General features: G+C 64.1%; 17 protein-coding genes and 1 riboswitch. Of the genes, 3 read left to right on the top strand and 14 right to left on the bottom strand.

Translation table 11 applies throughout. The annotated features are described in order from the left end of the window. Positions 1–26: 26 nt before the first annotated feature. A riboswitch (S-adenosyl-L-homocysteine riboswitch) is annotated at positions 27–122 on the bottom strand. Between the two features lie 65 nt (positions 123–187). From AC07VY_RS08690 to AC07VY_RS08665, 6 genes are all read right to left on the bottom strand, one after another. Next, positions 188–799, bottom strand: a complete 612-nt coding sequence (locus AC07VY_RS08690; protein WP_495096967.1) for a DUF2894 domain-containing protein — start codon at positions 797–799, stop codon at positions 188–190. Then, positions 796–1,455 (bottom strand): OmpA family protein, encoded by a 660-nt coding sequence (locus AC07VY_RS08685; protein WP_495096968.1) that lies wholly within the window; start codon positions 1,453–1,455, stop codon positions 796–798. The genes AC07VY_RS08690 and AC07VY_RS08685 overlap by 4 nt, the downstream gene beginning before the upstream one ends. Then, positions 1,452–4,013: a DUF802 domain-containing protein gene (locus AC07VY_RS08680; protein WP_495096969.1), complete on the bottom strand. Its 2,562-nt coding sequence runs from the start codon at positions 4,011–4,013 to the stop codon at positions 1,452–1,454. Before AC07VY_RS08680 ends, AC07VY_RS08685 begins: the two co-directional genes overlap by 4 nt. After that, positions 4,010–4,840: a DUF3348 family protein gene (locus tag AC07VY_RS08675; protein WP_495096970.1), complete on the bottom strand. Its 831-nt coding sequence runs from the start codon at positions 4,838–4,840 to the stop codon at positions 4,010–4,012. Before AC07VY_RS08675 ends, AC07VY_RS08680 begins: the two co-directional genes overlap by 4 nt. 377 nt (positions 4,841–5,217) lie before the next feature. Beyond that, positions 5,218–7,887: an alpha-ketoglutarate dehydrogenase gene (gene mdeB, locus AC07VY_RS08670; protein WP_495096971.1), complete on the bottom strand. Its 2,670-nt coding sequence runs from the start codon at positions 7,885–7,887 to the stop codon at positions 5,218–5,220. Between the two features lie 18 nt (positions 7,888–7,905). Further along, positions 7,906–8,922: a 1-aminocyclopropane-1-carboxylate deaminase gene (locus tag AC07VY_RS08665; RefSeq protein ID WP_495096972.1), complete on the bottom strand. Its 1,017-nt coding sequence runs from the start codon at positions 8,920–8,922 to the stop codon at positions 7,906–7,908. A 171-nt stretch (positions 8,923–9,093) separates the two neighbouring features. On the opposite strand from AC07VY_RS08665, the gene AC07VY_RS08660 reads away from it, so the two are divergent. Then, entirely contained in the window at positions 9,094–9,603 is a 510-nt protein-coding gene (locus AC07VY_RS08660; protein WP_495096973.1) for an Lrp/AsnC family transcriptional regulator, read from the top strand. Between the two features lie 8 nt (positions 9,604–9,611). On the opposite strand, the gene AC07VY_RS08655 is transcribed toward AC07VY_RS08660, so the two are convergent. The 4 genes from AC07VY_RS08655 to AC07VY_RS08640 form a co-directional block, all read right to left on the bottom strand. Further along, positions 9,612–10,280 (bottom strand): SDR family oxidoreductase, encoded by a 669-nt coding sequence (locus tag AC07VY_RS08655; protein ID WP_495096974.1) that lies wholly within the window; start codon positions 10,278–10,280, stop codon positions 9,612–9,614. A 128-nt stretch (positions 10,281–10,408) separates the two neighbouring features. Further along, positions 10,409–11,737, bottom strand: coding sequence for a TRAP transporter large permease (locus tag AC07VY_RS08650; RefSeq protein ID WP_495096975.1), 1,329 nt, complete (start codon positions 11,735–11,737; stop codon positions 10,409–10,411). Between the two features lie 17 nt (positions 11,738–11,754). Then, on the bottom strand, positions 11,755–12,348 hold the full coding sequence (locus AC07VY_RS08645; RefSeq protein ID WP_495073923.1) for a TRAP transporter small permease: 594 nt from the start codon (positions 12,346–12,348) through the stop codon (positions 11,755–11,757). A gap of 63 nt (positions 12,349–12,411) precedes the next feature. Beyond that, positions 12,412–13,431, bottom strand: a complete 1,020-nt coding sequence (locus AC07VY_RS08640; RefSeq protein WP_495096976.1) for a TRAP transporter substrate-binding protein — start codon at positions 13,429–13,431, stop codon at positions 12,412–12,414. 171 nt (positions 13,432–13,602) lie between these two features. Here AC07VY_RS08640 and AC07VY_RS08635 point away from each other — a divergent pair, with 171 nt between their 5' ends. After that, positions 13,603–15,561, top strand: a complete 1,959-nt coding sequence (locus tag AC07VY_RS08635; protein WP_495096977.1) for a sensor histidine kinase — start codon at positions 13,603–13,605, stop codon at positions 15,559–15,561. Continuing rightward, positions 15,558–16,175, top strand: coding sequence for a response regulator transcription factor (locus tag AC07VY_RS08630; protein ID WP_495096978.1), 618 nt, complete (start codon positions 15,558–15,560; stop codon positions 16,173–16,175). The genes AC07VY_RS08635 and AC07VY_RS08630 overlap by 4 nt, the downstream gene beginning before the upstream one ends. 18 nt (positions 16,176–16,193) lie before the next feature. Here the strand turns inward: AC07VY_RS08630 and AC07VY_RS08625 are convergent, their stop codons facing one another. The 4 genes from AC07VY_RS08625 to AC07VY_RS08610 all read right to left on the bottom strand — a co-directional run bounded on the left by AC07VY_RS08625 (position 16,194) and on the right by AC07VY_RS08610 (position 20,927). Beyond that, a complete protein-coding gene (locus tag AC07VY_RS08625) occupies positions 16,194–17,126 on the bottom strand; it encodes an alpha/beta hydrolase (protein WP_495096979.1) in 933 nt (310 codons plus the stop codon). Positions 17,127–17,241: 115 nt separating this feature from the next. After that, positions 17,242–18,882: a bifunctional UDP-sugar hydrolase/5'-nucleotidase UshA gene (gene ushA, locus AC07VY_RS08620; RefSeq protein ID WP_495096980.1), complete on the bottom strand. Its 1,641-nt coding sequence runs from the start codon at positions 18,880–18,882 to the stop codon at positions 17,242–17,244. A gap of 191 nt (positions 18,883–19,073) precedes the next feature. After that, positions 19,074–19,916, bottom strand: a complete 843-nt coding sequence (locus AC07VY_RS08615) for a 2OG-Fe(II) oxygenase family protein (protein WP_495096981.1) — start codon at positions 19,914–19,916, stop codon at positions 19,074–19,076. A gap of 27 nt (positions 19,917–19,943) precedes the next feature. After that, a complete protein-coding gene (locus AC07VY_RS08610; protein WP_495096982.1) occupies positions 19,944–20,927 on the bottom strand; it encodes a nucleoside hydrolase in 984 nt (327 codons plus the stop codon). Positions 20,928–20,946 lie beyond the last annotated feature (19 nt).

Genomic DNA, 20,946 nt, shown 5'->3' with positions numbered 1-20,946 from the left:
CTCACCCGAATTTCAGCCTAGCAGGCAGTGGGTGAGCGCGGTTATCACTAAATGGATGGATTCCGAGCCTCACACCGGAGCCTGGGGTGGCCAGGCCGGGGGTTGCAGCGCTCCTCGGAATCCGGCCATTATAAGGAGAAGCCGCTGCGCCACGCATGAAAGTCGTGTAACCGGACGCGTACGGCCTTTATTTCTTCCGCTTGCTGGTGCGCGCCGACCGCGCCTGCGGAGCGCTGAGGCGCTGGCTTTCCTGGTCCAGCCACAGCAGGGTTTCGGCATGTGACAAAAATCTGCGCAGGTACTCGGGCGACAGCTCGCGCATCGTGGCCAGGGAACGCAGCACCAGCATGTGGGAATTCAAGGGCCCCGCGTTTTCCGGGCCCCGTTTGAGCGATTGCTCCACCTGGTCCACAACCGCAAACTTGGACCAGACCTCCCGGAAACCTTGCACACTCTTCAGCTCGGGCCGGCCACCCCAGCCAATCGCGGGAGCATTCTCCTCCGCAGTGGGCTGGGTGGCGGTACGGATGTAGGCGTTCAGCGCGGCCAGCGGAGAGGTGGGCGGGGGAGAGGATTCGGAGCCGCTTGCCAGTGGCCTACGCCCGCCACGTTCGGTATAGGCCATCAGCCCTGCTTGCAGCTTGCCCTCCACGATGCGCCGCACGGGCTCGGGTGCAGTCTGCAAACGCTGTTGCAGGGCTTCCAAGTAGCGAAAGCGCACAGGGTCCCAATGCTGCGCGTCAGCGCTGCGCAAGGACGCCAGCACAGCCGCTGCATCGAAAGCCTCTGGCGGCATCATGGTGCCGGCGGCTTCTCGGCTGTTGAGCGGGGCACCGGCGCCATTTCCACCCGGCGGTTTTGCGCACGGCCTTTATCGTCATCGTTCGACGCCACGGGTTGCTCGGCACCAAACGCGGCCGCAAACACCCGCGACGAGGGCATGCCGGATTCGATCAGCGCGCGCGATACCGTGAGCGCACGTTGGGCTGACAGCTCCAGGTTGTCGGTGAAATGCTGGTTGCGGTCGATGATGGGCTGGTTGTCGGTAAAGCCGCTGACCATCAGCATGTCGTCCCGCGCACCCAGGTAGACCTGCAGCGGCGGCACCAGGCTCTTCAGCAATTGCCGCCCTTCGGGACGCAACTGGTCCGAGTTCACCGGGAACAGCACGTTGCCGCTGATGCCGATGCGGCCGTTGTTCAAGGTCACGCGGCCTGTGGCCAAGGGCACGGCCAGGGCCTTTTCCAGGGCCATGCGGCGCTGCTCTTCGCTTTGGCGCTTGGCCACTTCGGCCTGCAGATTGGTGACCAGGTCCATCTGCACCACCAGCACCCCGACCAGCACCAGCACAAAGGCTCCCAGCAAGCCCGACATCAGGTCGCCAAACACCGCCCAGACGGGCGCGGTCTGCTCCACGCCGTCATTTCCGTCCTCCCAGTCTTCCGCGCCGGTCATCCCGCAACCCCTTCCGCGCTGCGCAGGCGGCGCATGTCTTCCACCACCGTCTGCTGTGCGGCGATGCTGAGGTCAATTACCTCACGCGCCTGGGCCACGTAGTAGGCCAGTTGTTCGTCGCTGCGCGTTGCCGACTGCTGGATCGCGCCCTCCACGCGCTGCAGGCTGTCCGCCAGTTTTTCGTTCGACGCGCTGAAGAGTTGCACACCATGGCCAAAGGCTTCGCCCAGGCTGGCCAATTCCACGGCACTGCCGGTGACCTGCGCCGCCACCTGTGCGGTCTGGCTGGTGTGTGCCTCCACCGTTTGGGCAAACTGGCCGCCCGCAGAGTCCAGCACGCTGGCAGCGGATGCCACCAGCGACTCGATGGCGGTGCGCTGATCGCCAGCAGCCTGGTTCAGCGTCTGCAGCAGTGTGTCGAGTTGGGCCACCAGCTGGGTGCGTTCTGCAAACGCCTGGTTGTCGCGTTCGCTGAATCCGGCCATTTGCTGGCGCAACTGGGCAATCACTTCCGCTGCAGCTTGGGGCGCCTCGGCCGCCGTGGCCATCAGCCGGGCCATGGGCTCTTCCAGGGCCGTGCCCAAGGTCGCCAAATGGGTCACCACGGCTGACTGCAATTGCGCCAGCCGGTCCACTGCGGCCTGGCCACGGGTGGATTCTTCGGCGCGCAATGCTGCCAGCTCGGTGCGCCAAAGGCTGGCCAATTGGTCCAGGCGCTCGCCCTGCTGCTGCGTCCAGCGGCCTTCTGCCTCGGTATGGCTGGCCAGCAAAGCTTCAGACCGGTCCACCAGATCAGCCACCTGTGCCAGGCTTGCAGCGGCTTGTTGGCTGGTGTGTGCCACCATTTCGCCGGCAGTCTTCTCCAGCGTTTGGCACACGGTCTGTTGCTGGGCCAGCGCCTGCTCGCCCATGGCACGCCATTCGCCCTGCAGCGTGTGGGTGGTGGACTGCAATGCCTGCGTCCAGCCCTGCAGATGCAGCTGATCGGCGGCCGTTTGTTCCTCGCGGGACTGGGTTGCAGCCGCCTGTACCGAAGCCAGCAGCGTGCTGGAGCGTTGTTCGAAAGTGTCGGCAAAGCCTTGCAGTGCGGTGTGCGAGAGCTTGGCCAATTGCGCCAGGCGCTCGCTCTGGTCCTGTGTCCAGCGGGCCTCTGCGGCGGTATGCGCGGCCAACAAAGCTTCAGACCGCGCCACCAGATCAGCTACCTGCGTCAGGGTTGTCTCGGCGCGTTGGCGGGTGTGCTCCACCATCGCGCCAGCGGTCTTCTCCAGCGTTTGGCACACGGCCTGTTGCTGGGCCAGGGCCTGTTCGCTCATGGCGCGCCATTCGCCCTGCAGCGTGTGGGTGGTGGACTGCAATGCCTGCGTCCAGCCTTGCAGGTGCAGTTGGTCCGCGGCCGCTTGCGCGTCCCGGGACTGGGCTGCAGCCGCTTGTACCGAAGCCAGCAGCGTGCTGGAGCGCTGTTCAAACGTATCGGCAAAGCCTTGCAGCGCCGCGTCAAATCGTGCCGCCTGGGCCTCGCTGCTGCGCACATGGTTGTGTTGCGCGGCGGCCCAGCCATCGGCCGTGCGCGCGGCCGCTGCGTCCCAGCTCTGGGCCAGGCCATTCAGCTGGCTTTGCGTGGCGTCAAAGACGCGTTGGTGCAGCCGTGTGGATTCCTGCGCCATCTCGGCCATCGCCGCCTGGACCACCGGTTGGATGCTGTCGCCTGCCGCGCGTGCCGCAGCGGCCAGGCTGGCCTGCAGCGATGCGCTGACGGAGCTGGCCAATTCGCCATACGCCCCCGACACCTCGCGGTGAAACTGCGCCTGCTGCCCTTGCAACTGCTCGCTCAACTGCTGGCTGCGGCGCTCCATGCCGTCCATCATGACCTGCAGGCGCGCGGCCACCTCGGGCAGCGCGTGGGCCTGCATTTGCACGGCCTTGAAGGCGTCATGGCGCTGTTGCGCCATGGAGAAGGGCCGTAAGGTGGTGGCAATGCGTGCATCCAGCAGACGCACCACGTCCAGCCGTTCGCGCCGGGCCATGGCCGATAGCAGCCCCAAGACCGCCGACGCCGCCACCCCGGCGACCGAGGAGCCAAACGACAGACCCAGGCCCTTGATGGGCGCCGCCAGGGCGGAGCGGATGGCATGCAGATCGGTGGAGCCCTCCAGCGCAAACACCGCGCCCTTGAAGGTCACCACCATGCCCAGGAAGGTGCCCAGCATGCCCAGCATCACCAACAAGCCCACCAGATACGGCGTCAACGCCAAGCCAGGCAGAGCGCTGCGCTCGCCCTCGACACGCATGCGCACGGGGTTGCGCAATAGTGCTGGCACACGTTCCAGCCAAGTGGGCAAATCAGCGGGTGGCTGCACCAGCTCGGCCAGCGCAGTGGCCAGCAATGCCGTGTCGGCCCTGAAGCGTCGCAGCTCCAGCGCCCCCAGCAGGTACACCCCGGCGATCACCGCGGTGACGGCCAGCGCCAACGCGCTCGTGCCCACAAACCCATAGCCCACCCAGGCCACGCCCAGCAGACCGATGGCGAAGATGGCGGCGAAAACAAACCTATTCATACTGCGTTCTCAACTTTTTCAATATCCCTACGCGGCGCCGCAGTGGGCGTACGTTCAAGCGCGGTTTCCCGCTGGAATGCCTCTGCCAGACCCATGATGGGCTCCAGCCGCAGGTCCAGCTCGGCCAACATGACGGCCTGCTGTTCCTTACCAAACCGGTCCAGCCATCCGCCAGGTTGGTGCCACAGGGCGGGCGCCAAGCCGGCGGATGGCTGCGACGGGTCCGTGCGCAATTGTTCAAACCGGTGCTTCAGCAGCGTTGGGATGGTGGCCAGCAACTTCTGCTCGCGCGCTGCCAGCATTTGCTCCCACACGGCGTCCAGAGCCGCCAGCTGCCGCAAGCTGGGCGACACCGCTGCAATCGCCTCGCGCACATTCACGCGCAAGGGCGGGAGCATCAAATCCATCTGGCGCTGAAGGTCCAGGTGGCGCTGGCGAAATACCGCGTAGTCGGCCACCGCTTCTTCGGGCGCGGCTGGCACCGGCAGGGGCAAGGGCTCGGGATTACGGCCCCGCCGCCGGCTGGCACCCGCATCGGCCACCGTCACCGGCTTGGTGGTGATGGCGTGGATCAGGACTTGGCGTACCTGCTGCATCTGTGCGGCGACATCCACGCTGCGGCCCATCTGGACGGGCTTGCCAGCGGGCTGGGCGGCCGCACGCGTGGTCTGGATGGCTTGCAGCGCGCCGCGCAGCGTCACCGCGTCGAACACGCCCAGCAGCACGCTCAGCTGCTCGGCAGAATCCACGCTGGCGCCCGCCTTGCCGACGGAGGCCGGGTCACCAAGCAGGCGAACAAGTTTGGAACTGCTGAAGTTCGTGCGCAAAAAAGATTCCTTTGCACCCAGGAGGTAGCGGCAATGGGGCTCAATGTGGCTGTATGGGGGCACCTGCCCATTCCCATAGCGATGGGCCAGTGGGCGTGGGCACGGCGGACTCGCCGCAGCCCCATGGTGAAAACACCTTGCGCGTAGCGCTTGTAGCCGGGCATGCATTCGGTAGCAGCGTGCTGTTTCCGAATGGCCTTGGCTGGGCGCGGATTGTACCGGGTGCACTTTGAGCGCTTCCCCGGTCGGCTATGTGCTGGCAGCTCCACCGCGCGAGCTGTGTAGGAAAATATTAAAGAAAATGCACTCTGGCGCAGGTAATACCTGCGCAGGCAGCTATTTTTTTAGTAGCGAACCCGAATTCACCTAGAACGGGCTTAGATGGATGCCATCGACATGGCGTCGTCGTCATGGCGGCGGCGGTTGCTGTCGGTCTCGTTGAAGATGATCTCGTGCACCACGCGGATGCTGGCCTGGACGATGGCTTGCGCGTTGACCTCGAAATGCGCGCGCAGTGCGGCACGCGAGTCGCTGCGGCCAAAGCCGTCCGTGCCCAGCGTCACATACCGGCGGCCCTCGGGCACAAAGGCGCGCACCATCTCGGGCAGGGCCCGCACATAGTCGGTGGCGGCGATGATGGGGCCGCTACTGGCCGCCAGCTTGCGGCCAAACCAGCTATCCACCATGGGCTTGGCGCCCTGGCGCCACAGCCGCTCCTGGGCCTGGCCTTCGCGGGCCAGCTCGATGTAGCTGGTGACGCTCCACACATCGGCCGCCACGCCGTGCTCGCGCTCCAGCAGCTCGGCGGCCTTCAGCACTTCGCCCATGATTGCGCCGCTGCCGAACAACTGCACCCTGCGTGGCAGAGGCTTGCCCTGGCGCAGCAGGTACATGCCGCGCAGCACATCGGCATGCGCTTGGGCGGGCAGGCTGGGATTCTCGACGCTTTCGTTCGTCACCGTGACGTAATAGAACTCGTCCACCTGGGCCTCCAGCATCTGGCGCGCACCGTGGTCGATGATGACGGCCAGCTCGCCCGCAAAAGCCGGGTCGTAGGCGCGGCAATTGGGGATGGTGGACGCCACCAGATGGCTGCTACCGTCCTGGTGCTGCAGGCCCTCGCCGCCCAGCGTGGTGCGGCCCGAGGTGGCGCCAACCAGAAAGCCCCGGGCCCGCTGGTCCGCAGCGGCCCAGATCAGGTCACCCACGCGCTGGAAGCCGAACATGCTGTAGTAAATGAAGAACGGTAGCATGGCCAGCCCATGCGTGGAGTAGCTGGTGGCGGCTGCAGTCCAGGAAGACAGGGCGCCCGCCTCGCTGATGCCCTCTTCCAGAATCTGGCCCGACACCTCTTCCTTGTAGAACAGCATGGACTCCGCGTCCTCAGGCTGGTAGAGCTGGCCAAAGGGTGCGTAGATGCCGACCTGGCGAAACAGATTGGCCATGCCGAAGGTGCGCGCCTCGTCGGCCACGATGGGCACAACGCGCGGACCCAGCACAGAGTCCTTCAGCAGCGCACCCAGTTGGCGCACAAAGGCCATGGTGGTGCTCATGGCCTTGCCGTCGGCATGCAGGGCAAAGGCGGCGGTGCTCTCCAGCGCGGGTATGGCCACGGGCGGTGCGGTTCTTTCGCGCTGTGGCAGGTAGCCGCCCAGGGCCTGGCGCCTGGCCTGCAGATAGCGCATCTCGGGGCTGTCGGCAGCGGGCTTGAGAAAGGCGGCCTGGGTCACCTGCTCGTCCGTCAGCGGCAGCTGGAAGCGCTCGCGGAAGGCCAGTAGATCCTCGCGGTCCAGCTTCTTTTGCTGGTGCGTGGTCATGCGGCCCTGGCCCACGGAGCCCATGCCATAGCCCTTCATGGTTTTCGCCAGCACCACGGTGGGCTGGCCCTGGTGTTGCGCGGCCTTGGCAAAGGCGGCGTGGATCTTCACCGGGTCGTGGCCACCACGGCGCAGTTGGTCAATCTGCTCGTCGGTCAGGTGGGCTACCAGCGCCTGCAGCGCCGGTGTTTTGTTGAAAAAAGTGCGGCGGTTGAAGGCGCCGTCGTTGGCGCTCAGGGTCTGGAATTCGCCGTCCACCGTCTGCGCAAAAGCCTGGGTGATGGCATGGCCGTGGTCATGGGCCAGCAGCGCATCCCATTCCGAGCCCCACAGGCACTTCACCACGTTCCAGCCCGCGCCGGCAAACAGGGATTCCAGCTCGTCCACGATGCGGCCGTTGCCGCGCACCGGCCCGTCCAGGCGCTGCAGATTGCAGTTGATGACGAAGACGCAGTTGTCCAGCTTCTCGCGCGCGGCCAAGGTCAGCGCGGCGATCGACTCGGGCTCGTCCATCTCGCCATCGCCAAAAAAGCCCCAGACTTTGCGGCCAGCGGTTTCCAGCAAGTTGCGGTGCGCCAGATAGCGCATGAAGCGCGCCTGGTAGATGGCGTTGATCGGCCCTATGCCCATGGAGCCGGTGGGGAACTGCCAGAAGTCCGGCATCAGGTAGGGGTGCGGGTAGGAACTCAGGCCCTGCAGGCCTTGGCCCTCGGCTACCAGCTCTTGCCGGTAGTGCTGCAGCGCGCTCTCGGGCAAGCGCCCCTCCAGGTAGGCGCGCGCATACACGCCGGGCGCCGAGTGCGGCTGGAAGTACACCAGGTCGCCGCCATGGCTGGGCGTGCGCGCATGGAAGAAATGCTGAAAGCCCACCTCGAACAGATCGGCAGCCGATGCGTAGCTGGCGATATGGCCGCCCAGCTCGCCATGGGCTGCGTTGGCACGCACCACCATGGCCAGGGCATTCCAGCGCAGGATGGCAGACAGGCGGCGCTCCAGGGCCAGGTCGCCCGGGTACGGCGGCTGTTCGTCCACGCCTATGGTGTTCAGATAGGGCGTGACGGGCTCGGGGCGCCAGCCCAGCTTGCGGCTGCGTGCGTGGGCCAGCAGCGCGTCCAGCAGCTCCACCGCCCGTGCCCGGCCCGCTTGCGGACCCCAGGCCTGGAGCAGGCTGTCCAGCGCGTCGCACCACTCACGCAGTTCTTCGGGATCGTTCGCGTCCTGCTGTTCCATGCTGCGCACCTTGTGGTTTTAGCCGTTGCGGAACAAGAAGCTGTAGGCGTTCAAGGCCGGCACGCCGCCGAGGTGGGCGTACAGCACTTTGGAGCCTTCGGGGAATTCGCCCTTGCGCACCATGTCGATCATGCCGTGCATGGATTTGCCCTCGTACACCGGGTCGGTCAGCATGCCTTCCTGGCGTGCGCACAGGCGGATGGCTTCGAGCGTACCGGCGCTGGGCAGGCCGTATTCAGGGCCGCCGTAGCGGGTGTCCAGCACCACATCCTTGCTTTCGATGGGGCGCCCCAGGTCCACGATTTCGGCGGTGTGGCGCGCGATGCGCAGGATTTGCGCATGGGTTTTTTCAGGCTTGGCCGAGGCGTCGATGCCAATCACTTTGTCGGCCCGGCCATCGGCGGCAAAGCCCACCACCATGCCGGCCTGGGTGCTGCCCGTTACCGAGCAGACCACGATGTAGTCGAACTTGAAGCCGAGTTCGGCTTCTTGCTGGCGCACTTCTTCGGCAAAGCCCACAAAGCCCAGGCCGCCCAGTGGATGCTCGGAGCAACCTGCCGGAATCGGAAACGGCTTTCCGCCGGCCTTGCGCACGTCTTCCATGGCCTGCTCCCAGCTGGGGCGGATGCCGATGTCGAAACCGGCGGCGTCCAGCCGCACGTCGGCGCCCATGATGCGCGACATTTCGATGTTGCCCACGCGGTCGTACACCGCGTCGGAATAGTTCACCCAGTTCTCCTGCACCAGCACGCACTTCATGCCCAGGTGGGCGGCGACGGCGGCGACCTGGCGGGTCTGGTTGGACTGGATGCCACCGATGGACACCAGGGTGTCATAGCCGCCCGCGATGGCCTCGGGGATCAGGTATTCCAGCTTGCGGGTCTTGTTGCCACCGAAGGCCAGGCCGCTATTGCAATCCTCGCGCTTGGCGTACAGATCCACCTTGCCGCCCAGGTGTGCGCTGAGCCGCTTCAGCGGGGTGATGGGCGAGGGGCCAAAGGTCAGGGCGTGGCGCGGGAATTTCTGCAGGTTCATGGTGGTAGCTCGCAAAGTTAAAGACGGTGGACGCGCAACGCGGGTGCCTTGCAACGCATAGCCAAATTCTAGGGAGCACCCTGCTTAACAGGGTTGCAAACATTCTTCCTTATTTATTTTTAAAACCTTGATTCTTTGATATGGTTGTATTTTTATGTCTTGATAAGCAATATGTGCGCAACAAAAGTAAAAACCAAGACGGCACCCGCCGACAACGTTGACCACGCCATAGACCGTACCGACAAAGCCATATTGCGCGCCCTGCAGCGCGATGCGTCCATGACCAACGTGGCGCTGGCCGCCAAGGTGAATCTGAGCCCGCCGGCCTGCCTGCGGCGGGTGGATAGGCTGAAGCAGCTGGGTTTTATTTCGGGCATCGTCGCGCTGCTGAACCCCAAGGCGCTGGACGCCAGCATGCTGGTGCTGATAGGCGTGGTGCTGGACCGGTCCACGCCGGAGTCATTCGCCCTGTTCGAGAAAGCGGCAGCCAAGGTCTCGGGCTGCATGGAGTGCCATGTGGTGACGGGCGAGTTTGACTATTTCATGCTGCTGCGCACGCGCGACAACGACAGCTTCAACAACCTGCACGCCACGCAGTTGCTGCACCTGCCGGGCGTGCGGCAGATTCGCTCGTTCATGGTGCTCAAGCAGGTGCTGTCCACCACGCAGTTCCCCATCTAGAGGCTGATTTACCAGCCGGTGTAGGGTCGCCCGTCGTGGTGCAGATAGCGCCCACGGTCGGCCGACGTCGTCGCCGCCAGGGTGCGGCGCATGGCGGCCACGCTGGCCTCTACCGTCAGGCTGGCGCCGGGGCCGCCCATATCGGTTTGCACCCAGCCCGGGCACAGCGCCAGCAGGGTGGCGCGCGGATAGTCGTGCTGGGCGGCGGCCACCGCCATGTTCAGTGCGGCCTTGCTGACGCGGTATGTCCAGCTGGCGCTGGAGGCCACGCTGCTGATCTGCCCCATGCCGCTGGTGATGAAGGCGAATACGCCTCCCCCTTCCTCCACCAAGGGCGCTACCTGGGGAATGGCCTGCATGGCGCCCAGCACATTGGTGTGCATCACACGGTCAAAGTCCTGCTGGGTGGGCGGCGAGGTGGCGCCACCTTGTGAAAACAGGCCCGCGACGTACAGGGCCAGATGGATTTTTTCGCCGTCCAGCTGCCAGGCCAGGCCGCTGATGCTGGTCGGGTCGGCCACGTCCAGGCGCAAGGCCTCGGCCCCCACGGCCTTGAGGCGGGCCAGGCCAGCTGCGTCTCGGGCGGTGGCGATGACGCGATCGCCGGCTTCGGCGTACTGGCGCGCAAACTCCAGGCCTATGCCGCGCGACGCGCCCAGGATGAGTATGTTGGCCATGCGCAATCTCCTATATGGAAAATCCTATGCTAGCGCACATAGCACCTGCGCCAGTAGCTCCTATATGTGTAGCAAATAAAAAAGCCCCGGCATGCCGGGGCTCTTGTCGCTATGGGTGTACAGCGCGGTCAGGTCACCATGCCCAGCACCCGTGGCAGCCACAGGGTGAGGCTAGGCCAGAAGGTCACCACCAGCAGGAAGGCGATCATGGTTTTGAGCCACGGCCATACGGCCACGGTCAACTCGCTGATGCCCATCTTGGTAATGCCCGAGGCCACATACAGGTTCAAACCTACGGGCGGGTGGCACAGGCCCACTTCCATGTTGACGGCCATCAGAATACCGAAGTGCACCGGGTGGATGCCCATCTTGACGGCCACGGGGAACAGGATGGGCGCCATGATCAGCACGATCGCGGCGGGGTCCATGAAGTTGCCGGCGGCCAGCAGGATCACGTTCACCAGCAGCAGGAATGCCACCAGGCCAAAGCCCTGGGCGCTCATCCACGCGGCCATGGCCTGTGGAATTTGCTCGGACGTCATCAGGAACGAGAACAGCACCGCGTTGGTAATGATGTACAGCAGCATGGAGCTCATGGCTGCGGCACTGCGCAACGATTTGGGCACGTCGCTCAGCTTCAGGTCCTTGTAGACAAACACCGAGATGAAGAACGCATACACCGCAGCCATGGCCGCCGCCTCGGTGGGGGTGAACTTGCCGCTGTAGATGCCGCCAATCACCACCACGATCAGTAGCAGACCCCACATGCTGTCGCGGAAGGCCTTGTAGCGTTCCTTCCAGGTCGCCTTGGGCATGCGCGGGTAGTCCAGCTTCTTGGCGCGCCACCAGGTGGTGACACCCAGCAGAAACGACAGGCACAGGCCGGGCACGATACCGGCCAGGAACAACTGGCCCACCGAGGCCGAGCTGACGGCCTCGCCATTCGGGCCCACGCCGTTCATGCCGGCGGTAGCGATGGAGTAGATCACCAGGTTGATGGACGGCGGGAACAGGATGCCCAAGGCGCCCGAGGTGGCGATCACGCCGGCCCCGAATTGCTTGGGGTAGCCCTGCTTGACCATCGCCGGCAGCATGATGGAGCCCACAGCAACCACGGTGGCCACGGATGACCCGGAGATGGCGGCAAACAGCGCACAGGCCAGCACGCCGGCCAGGCCCATGCCGCCGTACCAGTGGCCGATCATGGAGGTGCAGAAGTTGATCATCCGTTTGGCCACCCCCCCGTGCGTCAGGAAGTTGCCCGCCAGAATGAAGAACGGGATCGCCATGATCTCGAACTTCTCGATGCCGGTGAACAGCTTCAAGGCGACCGAGGCCACTGGCACATCGGTCAGCGTGAACAGAAAGGTCAGTACGGTCAGGCCCAGCGCGATCGAAATCGGCATGCCTGTGATCATCAAGAGGACCAGCAGAGAAAAAATGATGAGGGTATTCATGAGCAGTCTCCGGCGGCTTAGTGGGCTTCTTCGTCAACACCAGCCACGGTATGCGCCGCATGGGGCACCTCACCGGTCTGCCAGAACTGCCAGGCAACCTGCAGAAAGCGGAAGCACATCAGCGACGAGCCCAGCGGCACGCAGGAATAGGCAATCCAGGTGGGAAGTTCCAGGTCGGGCGAGGTGGGGCCTTCGGGCACATCACCCAGGTCCAGGCCCAGCATGTGAAACAACGCGTAGTGAAAGCCGTTTTCCCACACAAAATTCGCACCCAGCGTGGCCACCACGCCGGTAAACAACGCACCTGCCAGCAGGCCGAACAGTACCAGCCACTTGGCTTTTTCGGGGGGCAGCTGGCGCACCAGCACGTCCACGCCCACATGGGTGCCGTTGCGCACGCCATAGGCCGCGCCAAACTTGGCCATCCACACGAACATGTAGATGCACAGCTCTTGCGCCCAGCTCACGTCGATGCGCACGGCGTAGTCCTGGATATAGGGCACACCGCTCAGAAAGCGGTGCACCACCGCCATAAAAATCACCAGCGTCGCAGCCCCGATGAGGAAGGTGATGAGCCATTCCTCCAGGTGGTTGAGTATTCGGTTGAACATGGAATCTCCAAAGCGCGCCCTTGCCATGGCGAGCATGGCAAGGGCGCGCAGTTGTTATAGGAATTACTTGGGAGCGACGAAGCCTGCTGCCTTGTACGCGGCTTCAATCGTGGTCTTGCCCACGCGCGCTTCCATTTCCTTGTGCACGGGCATCAAGGCCTTTTTCCATTCGGTGATTTCAGCAGCGGTTGGGGTGTAGATGGTGGTCTTGCCGCTGGCCTTGATCTTGTCCAGAGCCTGCACGTTTTCCGTGGCGGCGATGGCGTTGGCGTAGGTGGTGGCATCCTTCACAGCGCCTTCCAGCGTGGTGCGGATGTCGGCTGGCAGGCCGTCCCAGAACTTCTTGTTCACGATCACCGCATAGGCCAGGTGGCCGTGGTTGGAGATGGTGATGTTCTTTTGCACTTCATAGATCTTCTGGGTGTAGAAGTTGGAAGGCACGCCTTCCGTTCCATCCACCACGCCGGATTGCAGCGCCTGGTACAGCTCGCTGAAAGCCATCACCTGGGGAATGGCGCCCAGTGCGCGCATTTGGGCGTCCAGCACCTTGGAGCTCTGGATGCGCATCTTCATGCCCTTGAAGTCGGCCACGGTATGCAGTGGCTTGTTGGCGCTCATGATGTGGAAGCCGTTGTCCCAGTACGCCAGGCCATGGATGCCCTTGGGTTCCAGCTTGCTGAACAGTTCAGCGCCCAGCGGGCCTTCGGTGATGCCACGGAAAGAAGCTTCGTCCTTGAACAGGAAAGGCAGGTCAAACACCTCGAATTCCTTGGCGCCCAAGGGGCCGAACTTGGCCAGCGAAGGCGCCAGCATCTGCACCGAACCGAGCTGCAGGGCTTCGAGTTCTTCCTTGTCCTTGTACAGCTGGCTGTTGGGGTACAGCTCAACCTTGACCTTGCCGTTGGTGCGTTGCTCGGCCAGTTCCTTGAAACGTTGAGCGCCCTTGCCCTTGGGTGTGTCGGGGGCCACCACGTGGCTGAATTTGATGACGATAGGGGCTTGTGCAAAAGCCACGGCGCCGGTGCACACAGTAGCGGCCGCGACGGCCAGTTGCACCAGGGTGCGGCGAGCAAAATTTGTCATGGGATGTCTCCGAATGGAAAGAGGATGGCGCGGAGTGTCTGCTGCGGCCTCGTGCCGGGCTAGTGTGGACTTCCACATTTATAGCGCCCAGTCCTTTAAATCCAAGGGTTTACCCTGAATTTCGACGCCGCAAAAGCACTTGTATTCTGCCGCCGGCGCTAGACTTCCAACATGCTGGCTAACCCCGACACCCATGCCCCGCGCAGCCACGACAGCGCGTTGCAAAGCCGCGTGCGCCGCTGGCTGTGGGCGCTGCCGCTGCTGGCCTCGTTGGCCTTCGTCGCCGGCGATCTGGCCTGGACCTGGCGGGCGGACCGCGACGACCAGGCCGAACGCCGTGCCACCATGATTGCCGATGCGCTGAGCACCGAGGCGCAGTTGCGCGCCCGCATGGACGTGGAGGCCACCTACCTGGAAGATCTGGCGAAACAATTGCCGCACTTGCCGCGCAACACCGCCGGGCTGGCCACCAACGCCGACGTGTCCAACGGCCTGCGCAGCCTGTGGCAAAGCGTGACCTGGCTGGACGCCAACAACCGGATCGTCGCCAATGTTCCCGAGCAGCAACCGATTAGTCACGGCGCGCTGCGCGAGCTGTTGGAAAGCCCCGGCATGTCGGCTCACCTGGTGCAGGCCGCGGGCACGGACCGCCTCGTGGTGCGCTATTCGGCGGCTCTGCTGCTGCGCCGTGGCACACCGTGGTGGGTCTCGCGCAAATACGATGTGCAGCTGCTGGACACCTCCGACCAGACCATTGCCTCGGTGGATGAAGTGCCGTTGCACCTGGACCCGCAGGCCCATGAAAGCTACAAGGTGCAAGTCGGGCGCAACATGCCCGGCACCTACCTGGAGCTCACCTTGCGCGAGATACCCCGGCCGTTCTGGCGCACTCTGCCGGTGGTGCTGGTGGTGGGCTTCCTGGCACTGATGCTGGTGGCCACCGTGCTGCTGCGTCGCCAGGTACGCCAGATCTCGCGTGCCGAGGGCGCCTGGCGCACCGAAGCCGCCTGGCGCCAGGCCATGGAAGACTCAGCCCTGGTGGGTCTGCGCGCACGCGATGCCGAGGGGCGCATCCTCTACGTCAACCGCACCCTCTGCGATATGGTGGGCTTGCCCGCGCACAAGCTGGTCGGCCTGACGCCGCCCATGCCCTACTGGCCGCCGGAATCCATCGACGAAGTCATGCTGCGCAACCGCCGCAATCTGGCGGGCAATGCCCCTCGCGACGGCTACGAAGCCGTGTGGCGCCACCAGGACGGGCACATGTTGAACGTGATGGTGTTCGAGTCGCCGCTGATCGACGCCGATGGCACGCAGATCGGCTGGATGGGCTCCATCATCGACATCACCGCACGCAAGCACCTGGAAGAACGCGAGCGCCACCAGGCCGAGGCCATGGCCCACCAGGCCCGCCTGACCACACTGGGCGAGGTCGCCTCGGCCCTGGCGCACCAGTTGAACCAGCCGCTGACTGCCATCATCGGCTACAACGCCGGCCTGCAGCGCATGCTGCACCAGGAAGGTTATGCCAACCAGCCGGTGCTGAAGGCGCTGAGGAACCAGGGCGAACAGGCCGCCGAGGCCGGGCGCATCGTGCAGCGCATACGCGAGTTCCTGACCCGCCGTGCGCCCCAGCGCGAACCCAGTGACCTGGCCGCCGTAGCACGCCGCGCGGTGGAGCTGCTGCAGCGCGATCTGAAGCGCCAGCACATCGAGATCCAGTGGGCGCTGGCCAGCAATTTGCCACCGGTGTACGCCGACCCCATACTGATCGAACAGGTGCTGATCAACCTGGTGCGCAATGCCGCTGACGCTCTGGCCGGTCACCGCCGCGAAGGCCAGATCCGCATCACCGCCACGCCGGCGGGCGAGCGTTTTGTGCGCCTGGACGTGGAGGACGACGGCCCCGGACTGGACGGCCGCAGCATCGAGCGACTGACCGCACCCTTCTATTCGACCAAGCTGGAAGGCATGGGCATGGGCCTGGCGATTTGCCGCTCGGTGATCGAGATCCACCACGGCAGCATGGACGCCGGCCCCAGCCTGCTGGGCGGTGCCCGCCTGTCCTTCACCCTGCCCCTGTTCGAGGCCCACGACGTCTACACCCAAGACGAGGAAATCAACGCATGACACTCCCCAACCACCCCGTAGCCGTACACCTGGTGGACGACGAGGCGCCGGTGCGCGACGCGCTGGAGTTTCTGTTCAGCTCGCATGGCTTCAGCGTCTGCAGCTATGCCAACGGCCCGACCTTTTTGGCCGCGCTGGACGGCCCCACGCCGGTACGGGGCTGCATCCTGCTGGACGTGCGTATGGAGCCGTTGTCGGGGCTGCAGGTGTACGACGAGCTGGCGGCACGCGGCAACACCCTGCCGGTGATTTTTCTGACCGGCCACGGCGACATTCCCATGGCCGTGGAGGCGCTGAAAAAAGGTGCTTTCGATTTTGTGGAAAAACCGTTTGGCGACGCCGCCCTGGTGGAGCGGGTGCGCGATGCACTGGCGGTGGAAGCTGCCCAGCAGCAGCGCCTAGCCGAGGGCGATGCGCGCGGCGCCAAGCTGGCCGGCCTGACACAGCGCGAGCGCGATGTCATGCACCGCGTGGCCGCCGGCAAGCTGAACAAGGTCATCGCCGATGAAATGCATATCTCGGTGCGCACGGTGGAGGTCTACCGCGCCCGCGTCTATGCCAAGCTGGCTGTGCGCTCCTCCGCCGAGCTGGCGACGCTGCTGGCCAAGGCCTGAGCATTCGCGGCGTCCACTTCAGCGGCGTGCGCTGGCCGACTGCTCTGCAGACCGGATGAAATTCACAACCCGCTCAACAAGTGCCTGGGCCAAAGGGAGCTGCGGCATGGAATAGGTTTGCAAATTGGCTGCCCTGTCCACGGGGGCCATTTTGAGGATGTGGTTCATGCCCTCTACCAGGCAAAGAGTGGCGTCTGGACGCGCGGCAGCAAGCCTATGCGCGTCTGCAACCCCTACCTGCAGGTCTGTGCTGCCTTGGACAATGAGCGCAGGGCAGTAGGTCTTGGCGAATTCGTTGGCTGGATCGAGCGTGAACCAGGACGCCAGGTAATTCATGATGCCGGGGCGGTAGAACTGTGCGAGCTCGGCGGGGACGTTGGGGGTGGTATCTCCCTCGCACAGGCATGCCGCAATGTGTTGGGACGCCTCTTGCAGCGCAGGCGGCACACCCGCCGCCGCCAGTTGGTGCGCGATGATTTTGGGAGCCGCTTCGCCGGCACCCGCGACCAGGATGAGGCCCGCTACCTGAGCGCCTTGGGCGCCTTGCGCGGCCATGGTCGCGACGAGGGCGCCTTCGCTGTGGCCCAACAGAAAAACCGCGGATATGCGTTCGAGAGACGCCAGAACTGCACGCCAGGCCAGAGCGTCATCGACATAGCGGATGAAGCGTAAATCTTGTTCCCGCGTTGCGTTCACCTGGCTGGAGCCAACGCCACGTTTATCGACCCGCAGCGAAGCGATGCCTTGTGCTGCCAGAGCATGCGCCAACAGTTTCAGGCTGTCATTGGGCAGGCCCGGCAAGTTGCCATCCCGATTTACGGGGCCAGAGCCGGCCAACAGAAGAACTGCCGGTATTGCTGAAGCACCAAGGGGCAGCGTGAGGGTGCCACATAGGCCATCCGTGCTGATCTCGCTTTCGGTCCAGGTCGGTGCGAATTCAGGAGAAAGCATGGCGAGTCCCGGTACCCTGCCGGAGCAGCGTGGTGAGTGGATGGTTGGTGCTATTGAATTCGTAGCTGCTGGCGCAGGTATTTCCTGCGCCAGAGCCACTTTTTATTTAAATTTCTCAGCGGCGTACCACTGCATCGCCAGGCGCAAAGTCGGCCGCCTTCAGCGGGCTGCGGCTGGTGATATAGCCACGCAGCACGTCGGCGTCCACAAAGCCGCTGTCAACATAGTTCTTGTGGGCAATCAGCTTGGGGTAGCCGTCGCCGCCCACGGCCTGGAAGTTGTTGACGGCCATGCGGTAGGTTTTGGCGGGGTCCACGTTCCTGCCCTGGATGCGTGCGCTGGTGACGACGCCACCGGTCATGACCAGCTCGATGCCGGCAAATTGCGGGAAGGCGCCGGAGCCGACGGACATTTTGGCGGTGGCGTTCAGGTAGTCCATGACCTCGGCACCGGTGAAATCCACCGTGGCGATGGTGTTGCCAAAGGGCTGGACCTTGAGCACGTCCTTGTAGGTCAAAGTACCAGCGGGCAGCGAGTCGCGTACGCCGCCGGCATTCACCACGGCGAAGTCGGCCTTGGTTTTTTCCATCATCGACAGGCCAACCAGCACGCCCATGGCGGCGGGTTTGGCGCGGATCACGCTGCGGTCGCCTTCGATGCGGGCATCGCTGCTGCCGACTTCCATGCCTAGTTTTTCCTGGCCGATGTTTTGGTAGGGCGTGAGCATGGCCAGCATGGCCGGGTCTTCGGCGATTTCGCTGGTGTAGTAGGCCTTGGCGGTTTTGCCGTCGGCCAGCTTCACGGTCTTCTTGAGGTTGATGGGAATCAGCGCGTAGTGCACCAGCTTGAATTCACCGTTGCGGTATTCAAAGTCGGCGCGGCCCACGTACTTGCCCCACTCGTGGGCCTGCACGATCCAGGTGCCGTTCTGGCGGTCCGGGGCGCAGGGCGTGCCGGGCACATAGGTTTCGTCGCGTACGTTTTCGGCCTTCATGCAGACCGGATTTTGTGAATGGCCGCCGACCACCAGGTCGATGCCCTTGACGGCGCGGGCCATCTCCACATCGCCCTCGGCCTGGCTGCCGTGCTGGCCGTCCACATAGTGGCCCATATGGGTGGCGGCGATGACCACGTCAGCCTTGGCACGCAGTTCGGGTACGACATTGCTGGCTTCTTTGATGACGCTACGGAACTCCACGCCCTTGACGTTGTCGGGGTGCACCATCTTGTAGGTGTCTTCGGTGGTCAGGCCCATCACGCCCACCCGCAAGCCACCTACGTTGAAAATCTTGTAGGGCGCGAACATGCGCTGGCCGTTGTCGTAGATATTCGCCGACAGCATGGGGAAGGTGGCCAGGTCGCGCTGCATTTTCAGTACGGCGCGGGGCTTGTCGAACTCGTGGTTGCCTACCGCCATGGCGTCAAATCGCAGCAGGTTCATGCCGCGGAAGTCGGGCACGGCGTCTTGCAGGTCGGACTCGGGCACACCGGTGTTGATGTCGCCACCGCTGAGCAGCAGCACTTGGCCACCAGCCGCAGCCACCTCGGCACGTACCTGGTCCACCACAGTTTTCTGCGCCGACATGCCGTATTCGCCATCGCTGTTCTTCCAGAAACGGCCATGGTGGTCGTTGGTGTGCAGCACGGTTAGGTGGTAGGTCTTGTCCTTCTCCGGGCCCGCAGGGCCCATGGACGAGCAGCCGGCCAGAGCGGCAACGAGCAGGACAAGAGCGAAGCGGCGGGTAGGCATTTTCATAAAAACTCCAGGAGTGGAATTGCAAACGCAAGATCAAGAGGGAGGCCTAAGGAGGTCCGGGACTTATTCCAGAAACACCGCAGAACCGGCTCCGCCGGGCTGCAGGTGTTGCCCCCTGCTTGTCACATCGGTTTTTTAAACCGATACGAGGGGGGTTGGCGGAAACGCGCAGCGTGGAGCCTGGGGGTGTGCTACTTCTTCCCACGGAGTTCGTGCATGCGTTCGTCAAAGTACTTTTGAACGGTGTAGCGGTCCGACAACACGACTTCTCGGCGTGGGTGCAGGAACAGCGGCAGTGATACGCGCGACTTGAAGCGGCCCTCGCCCGTGGGGTTGAGCACGCGGTGCGTGGTGGACGGGTAGTAGTGACCGCTGGCTTCTTGCAGCATGTCGCCGATATTGACGATCAGCAGGCCGAAGTCACAGGGCACGTCGAACCAGGCGCCGTCCTTGCCCAGCACCTGCAGGCCGGGCTCGGTAGCAGCGGGCAGGATGGTCAGCAGGTTGATGTCGCCATGGGCTGCGGCGCGCACGCTGCCGGGCTCTTCGTCACCACGCAGCGGTGGGTAGTGCAGCACGCGCAGCAGGGTTTGGTCGCAGCCCTCGATCATTTGGGGCAGCGGTTCGGTGTAGCGGGCGCGCACCTCGGGCGGGGAGTTGTCTTCGACCCATTTCAGCAGCTCGGCGGCCAGGGCACTACCAGCTTTGTAGTAGCGCTGCGCCGCGTCCGACACCTCGGCCGGATAGCGGCCCCAGGGGTAGATATGGTAGAACTCCTTGAGGTCGCGCTTGTCGTTGCCCTTGGCGGTTTCCGACACCGCGGGCGAGAAGTAGCCGTCAAACCTGACCGGGTCTTGCGTGTACTTGTATTTGGCTTCGGAGCCAAAAAACGCCAGCCATTCGGCGTAAATGCCTTCCACCAGATTTTGGTCCAGCGGATGGTTGGCCAGCACACCAAAGCCGGTGTTGTGCAGGCTTTGGCAAAAGTCTTGCGCCGCGGTGGCGCTGCGGTAATCGACAACCGGGAGCTGCATGACAGGTTCCTTCTCGGGAGGGGCGTTTTAGCGGGGTAGCCAGTCGGACATCAGGGTGTCTTCAAACACGGTGTTGCACGACTCGGCCTGCACCTGCATGCAGACCTGGGTGGCCGGTTTGTCGGCCCAGCCGGCTTGCGGGTGGAAGATGTCCTTGCGCTTCATCATGGTCTGGCCGTTGGCGATGCCTTCGGTGGCAACACGGATGGCGCCGCTTTCCAGGGTGAAGAACTCGGGGTTCACCAGGTAGATGAAGGCCAGCACATCGTGGCCGAAGCAGCCGTGGATCTTGGCCACATGCGGGTAGATGCCGCTGTAGAAGTCGGCATAGAAGCTCACCGCGTGGTGCAGTACATCGGTGGCAATGTGCTGGTGCTTGTCGGCAATCTTCTTGATCAGTGCCAGTGGCACGATCACGCGGTGGGTCACGTCCAGGCCGACCATGGTCAGCTTCCAGCCGGCGGTGAAGACGTGGTCGGCCGCGTGCGGGTCGTTCCATACATTGGCTTCGGCCACGGGGGAGACGTTGCCGGGCTCGGTCACCGTGCCGGCCATCAGGATGACTTCCTTGAGCAGCTTGGGCAACTGGGGTTCGAGCTTCAGTGCCAGGCTCAGATTGCCCAGCGGGCCTACGGCCACCAGCGTGATTTCACCGGGGTGGGCGCGGGCCATGTCCACGATGAACTGGGCCGACGAGCGTGGGTCCAGCTGGTTGGCGGTGGCGACGCGCGAGGCCAGGTTGCCCAGGCCGTCCGCACCGTGGATGAAGGCCGGTGGCGCCTCGCCGGGCTTGACCCAGGGCGTGGCTACACCTTTGGTCACGGGAATCGTCTTGCCCGCGATGGCCGTCAGATACAGGGCGTTGATGGCGGCCTGTTCCACGGTGACATTGCCGAAGGTGGTGGTGATGCCGACCACGTCGATGGCCGGGTGGGCCAGTGCGAAGTACAGGGCCATGGCGTCGTCCACGCCGGGGTCGGTATCAAAAATGACTTTGTGTTGGGTGCTCATGGTGTTCTTTCGTTCTTTG

The sequence above is a fragment of the Rhodoferax sp. GW821-FHT02C08 genome, assembly GCF_059421805.1.
This window is presented reverse-complemented; position numbering and strand designations above follow the sequence as displayed.

Excerpts from the sequence above, each read along its gene's own strand:
- AC07VY_RS08690 (WP_495096967.1), bottom strand. The coding sequence starts at position 799 with ATGATGCCGCCAGAGGCTTTCGATGCAGCGGCTGTGCTGGCGTCCTTG.
- AC07VY_RS08685 (WP_495096968.1), bottom strand. The coding sequence starts at position 1,455 with ATGACCGGCGCGGAAGACTGGGAGGACGGAAATGACGGCGTGGAGCAG.
- AC07VY_RS08680 (WP_495096969.1), bottom strand. The coding sequence starts at position 4,013 with ATGAATAGGTTTGTTTTCGCCGCCATCTTCGCCATCGGTCTGCTGGGC.
- mdeB (WP_495096971.1), bottom strand. The coding sequence starts at position 7,887 with ATGGAACAGCAGGACGCGAACGATCCCGAAGAACTGCGTGAGTGGTGC.
- AC07VY_RS08665 (WP_495096972.1), bottom strand. The coding sequence starts at position 8,922 with ATGAACCTGCAGAAATTCCCGCGCCACGCCCTGACCTTTGGCCCCTCG.
- AC07VY_RS08660 (WP_495096973.1), top strand. The coding sequence starts at position 9,094 with ATGTGCGCAACAAAAGTAAAAACCAAGACGGCACCCGCCGACAACGTT.
- AC07VY_RS08655 (WP_495096974.1), bottom strand. The coding sequence starts at position 10,280 with ATGGCCAACATACTCATCCTGGGCGCGTCGCGCGGCATAGGCCTGGAG.
- AC07VY_RS08650 (WP_495096975.1), bottom strand. The coding sequence starts at position 11,737 with ATGAATACCCTCATCATTTTTTCTCTGCTGGTCCTCTTGATGATCACA.
- AC07VY_RS08645 (WP_495073923.1), bottom strand. The coding sequence starts at position 12,348 with ATGTTCAACCGAATACTCAACCACCTGGAGGAATGGCTCATCACCTTC.
- AC07VY_RS08640 (WP_495096976.1), bottom strand. The coding sequence starts at position 13,431 with ATGACAAATTTTGCTCGCCGCACCCTGGTGCAACTGGCCGTCGCGGCC.
- AC07VY_RS08635 (WP_495096977.1), top strand. The coding sequence starts at position 13,603 with ATGCTGGCTAACCCCGACACCCATGCCCCGCGCAGCCACGACAGCGCG.
- AC07VY_RS08630 (WP_495096978.1), top strand. The coding sequence starts at position 15,558 with ATGACACTCCCCAACCACCCCGTAGCCGTACACCTGGTGGACGACGAG.
- AC07VY_RS08625 (WP_495096979.1), bottom strand. The coding sequence starts at position 17,126 with ATGCTTTCTCCTGAATTCGCACCGACCTGGACCGAAAGCGAGATCAGC.
- ushA (WP_495096980.1), bottom strand. The coding sequence starts at position 18,882 with ATGAAAATGCCTACCCGCCGCTTCGCTCTTGTCCTGCTCGTTGCCGCT.
- AC07VY_RS08615 (WP_495096981.1), bottom strand. The coding sequence starts at position 19,916 with ATGCAGCTCCCGGTTGTCGATTACCGCAGCGCCACCGCGGCGCAAGAC.
- AC07VY_RS08610 (WP_495096982.1), bottom strand. The coding sequence starts at position 20,927 with ATGAGCACCCAACACAAAGTCATTTTTGATACCGACCCCGGCGTGGAC.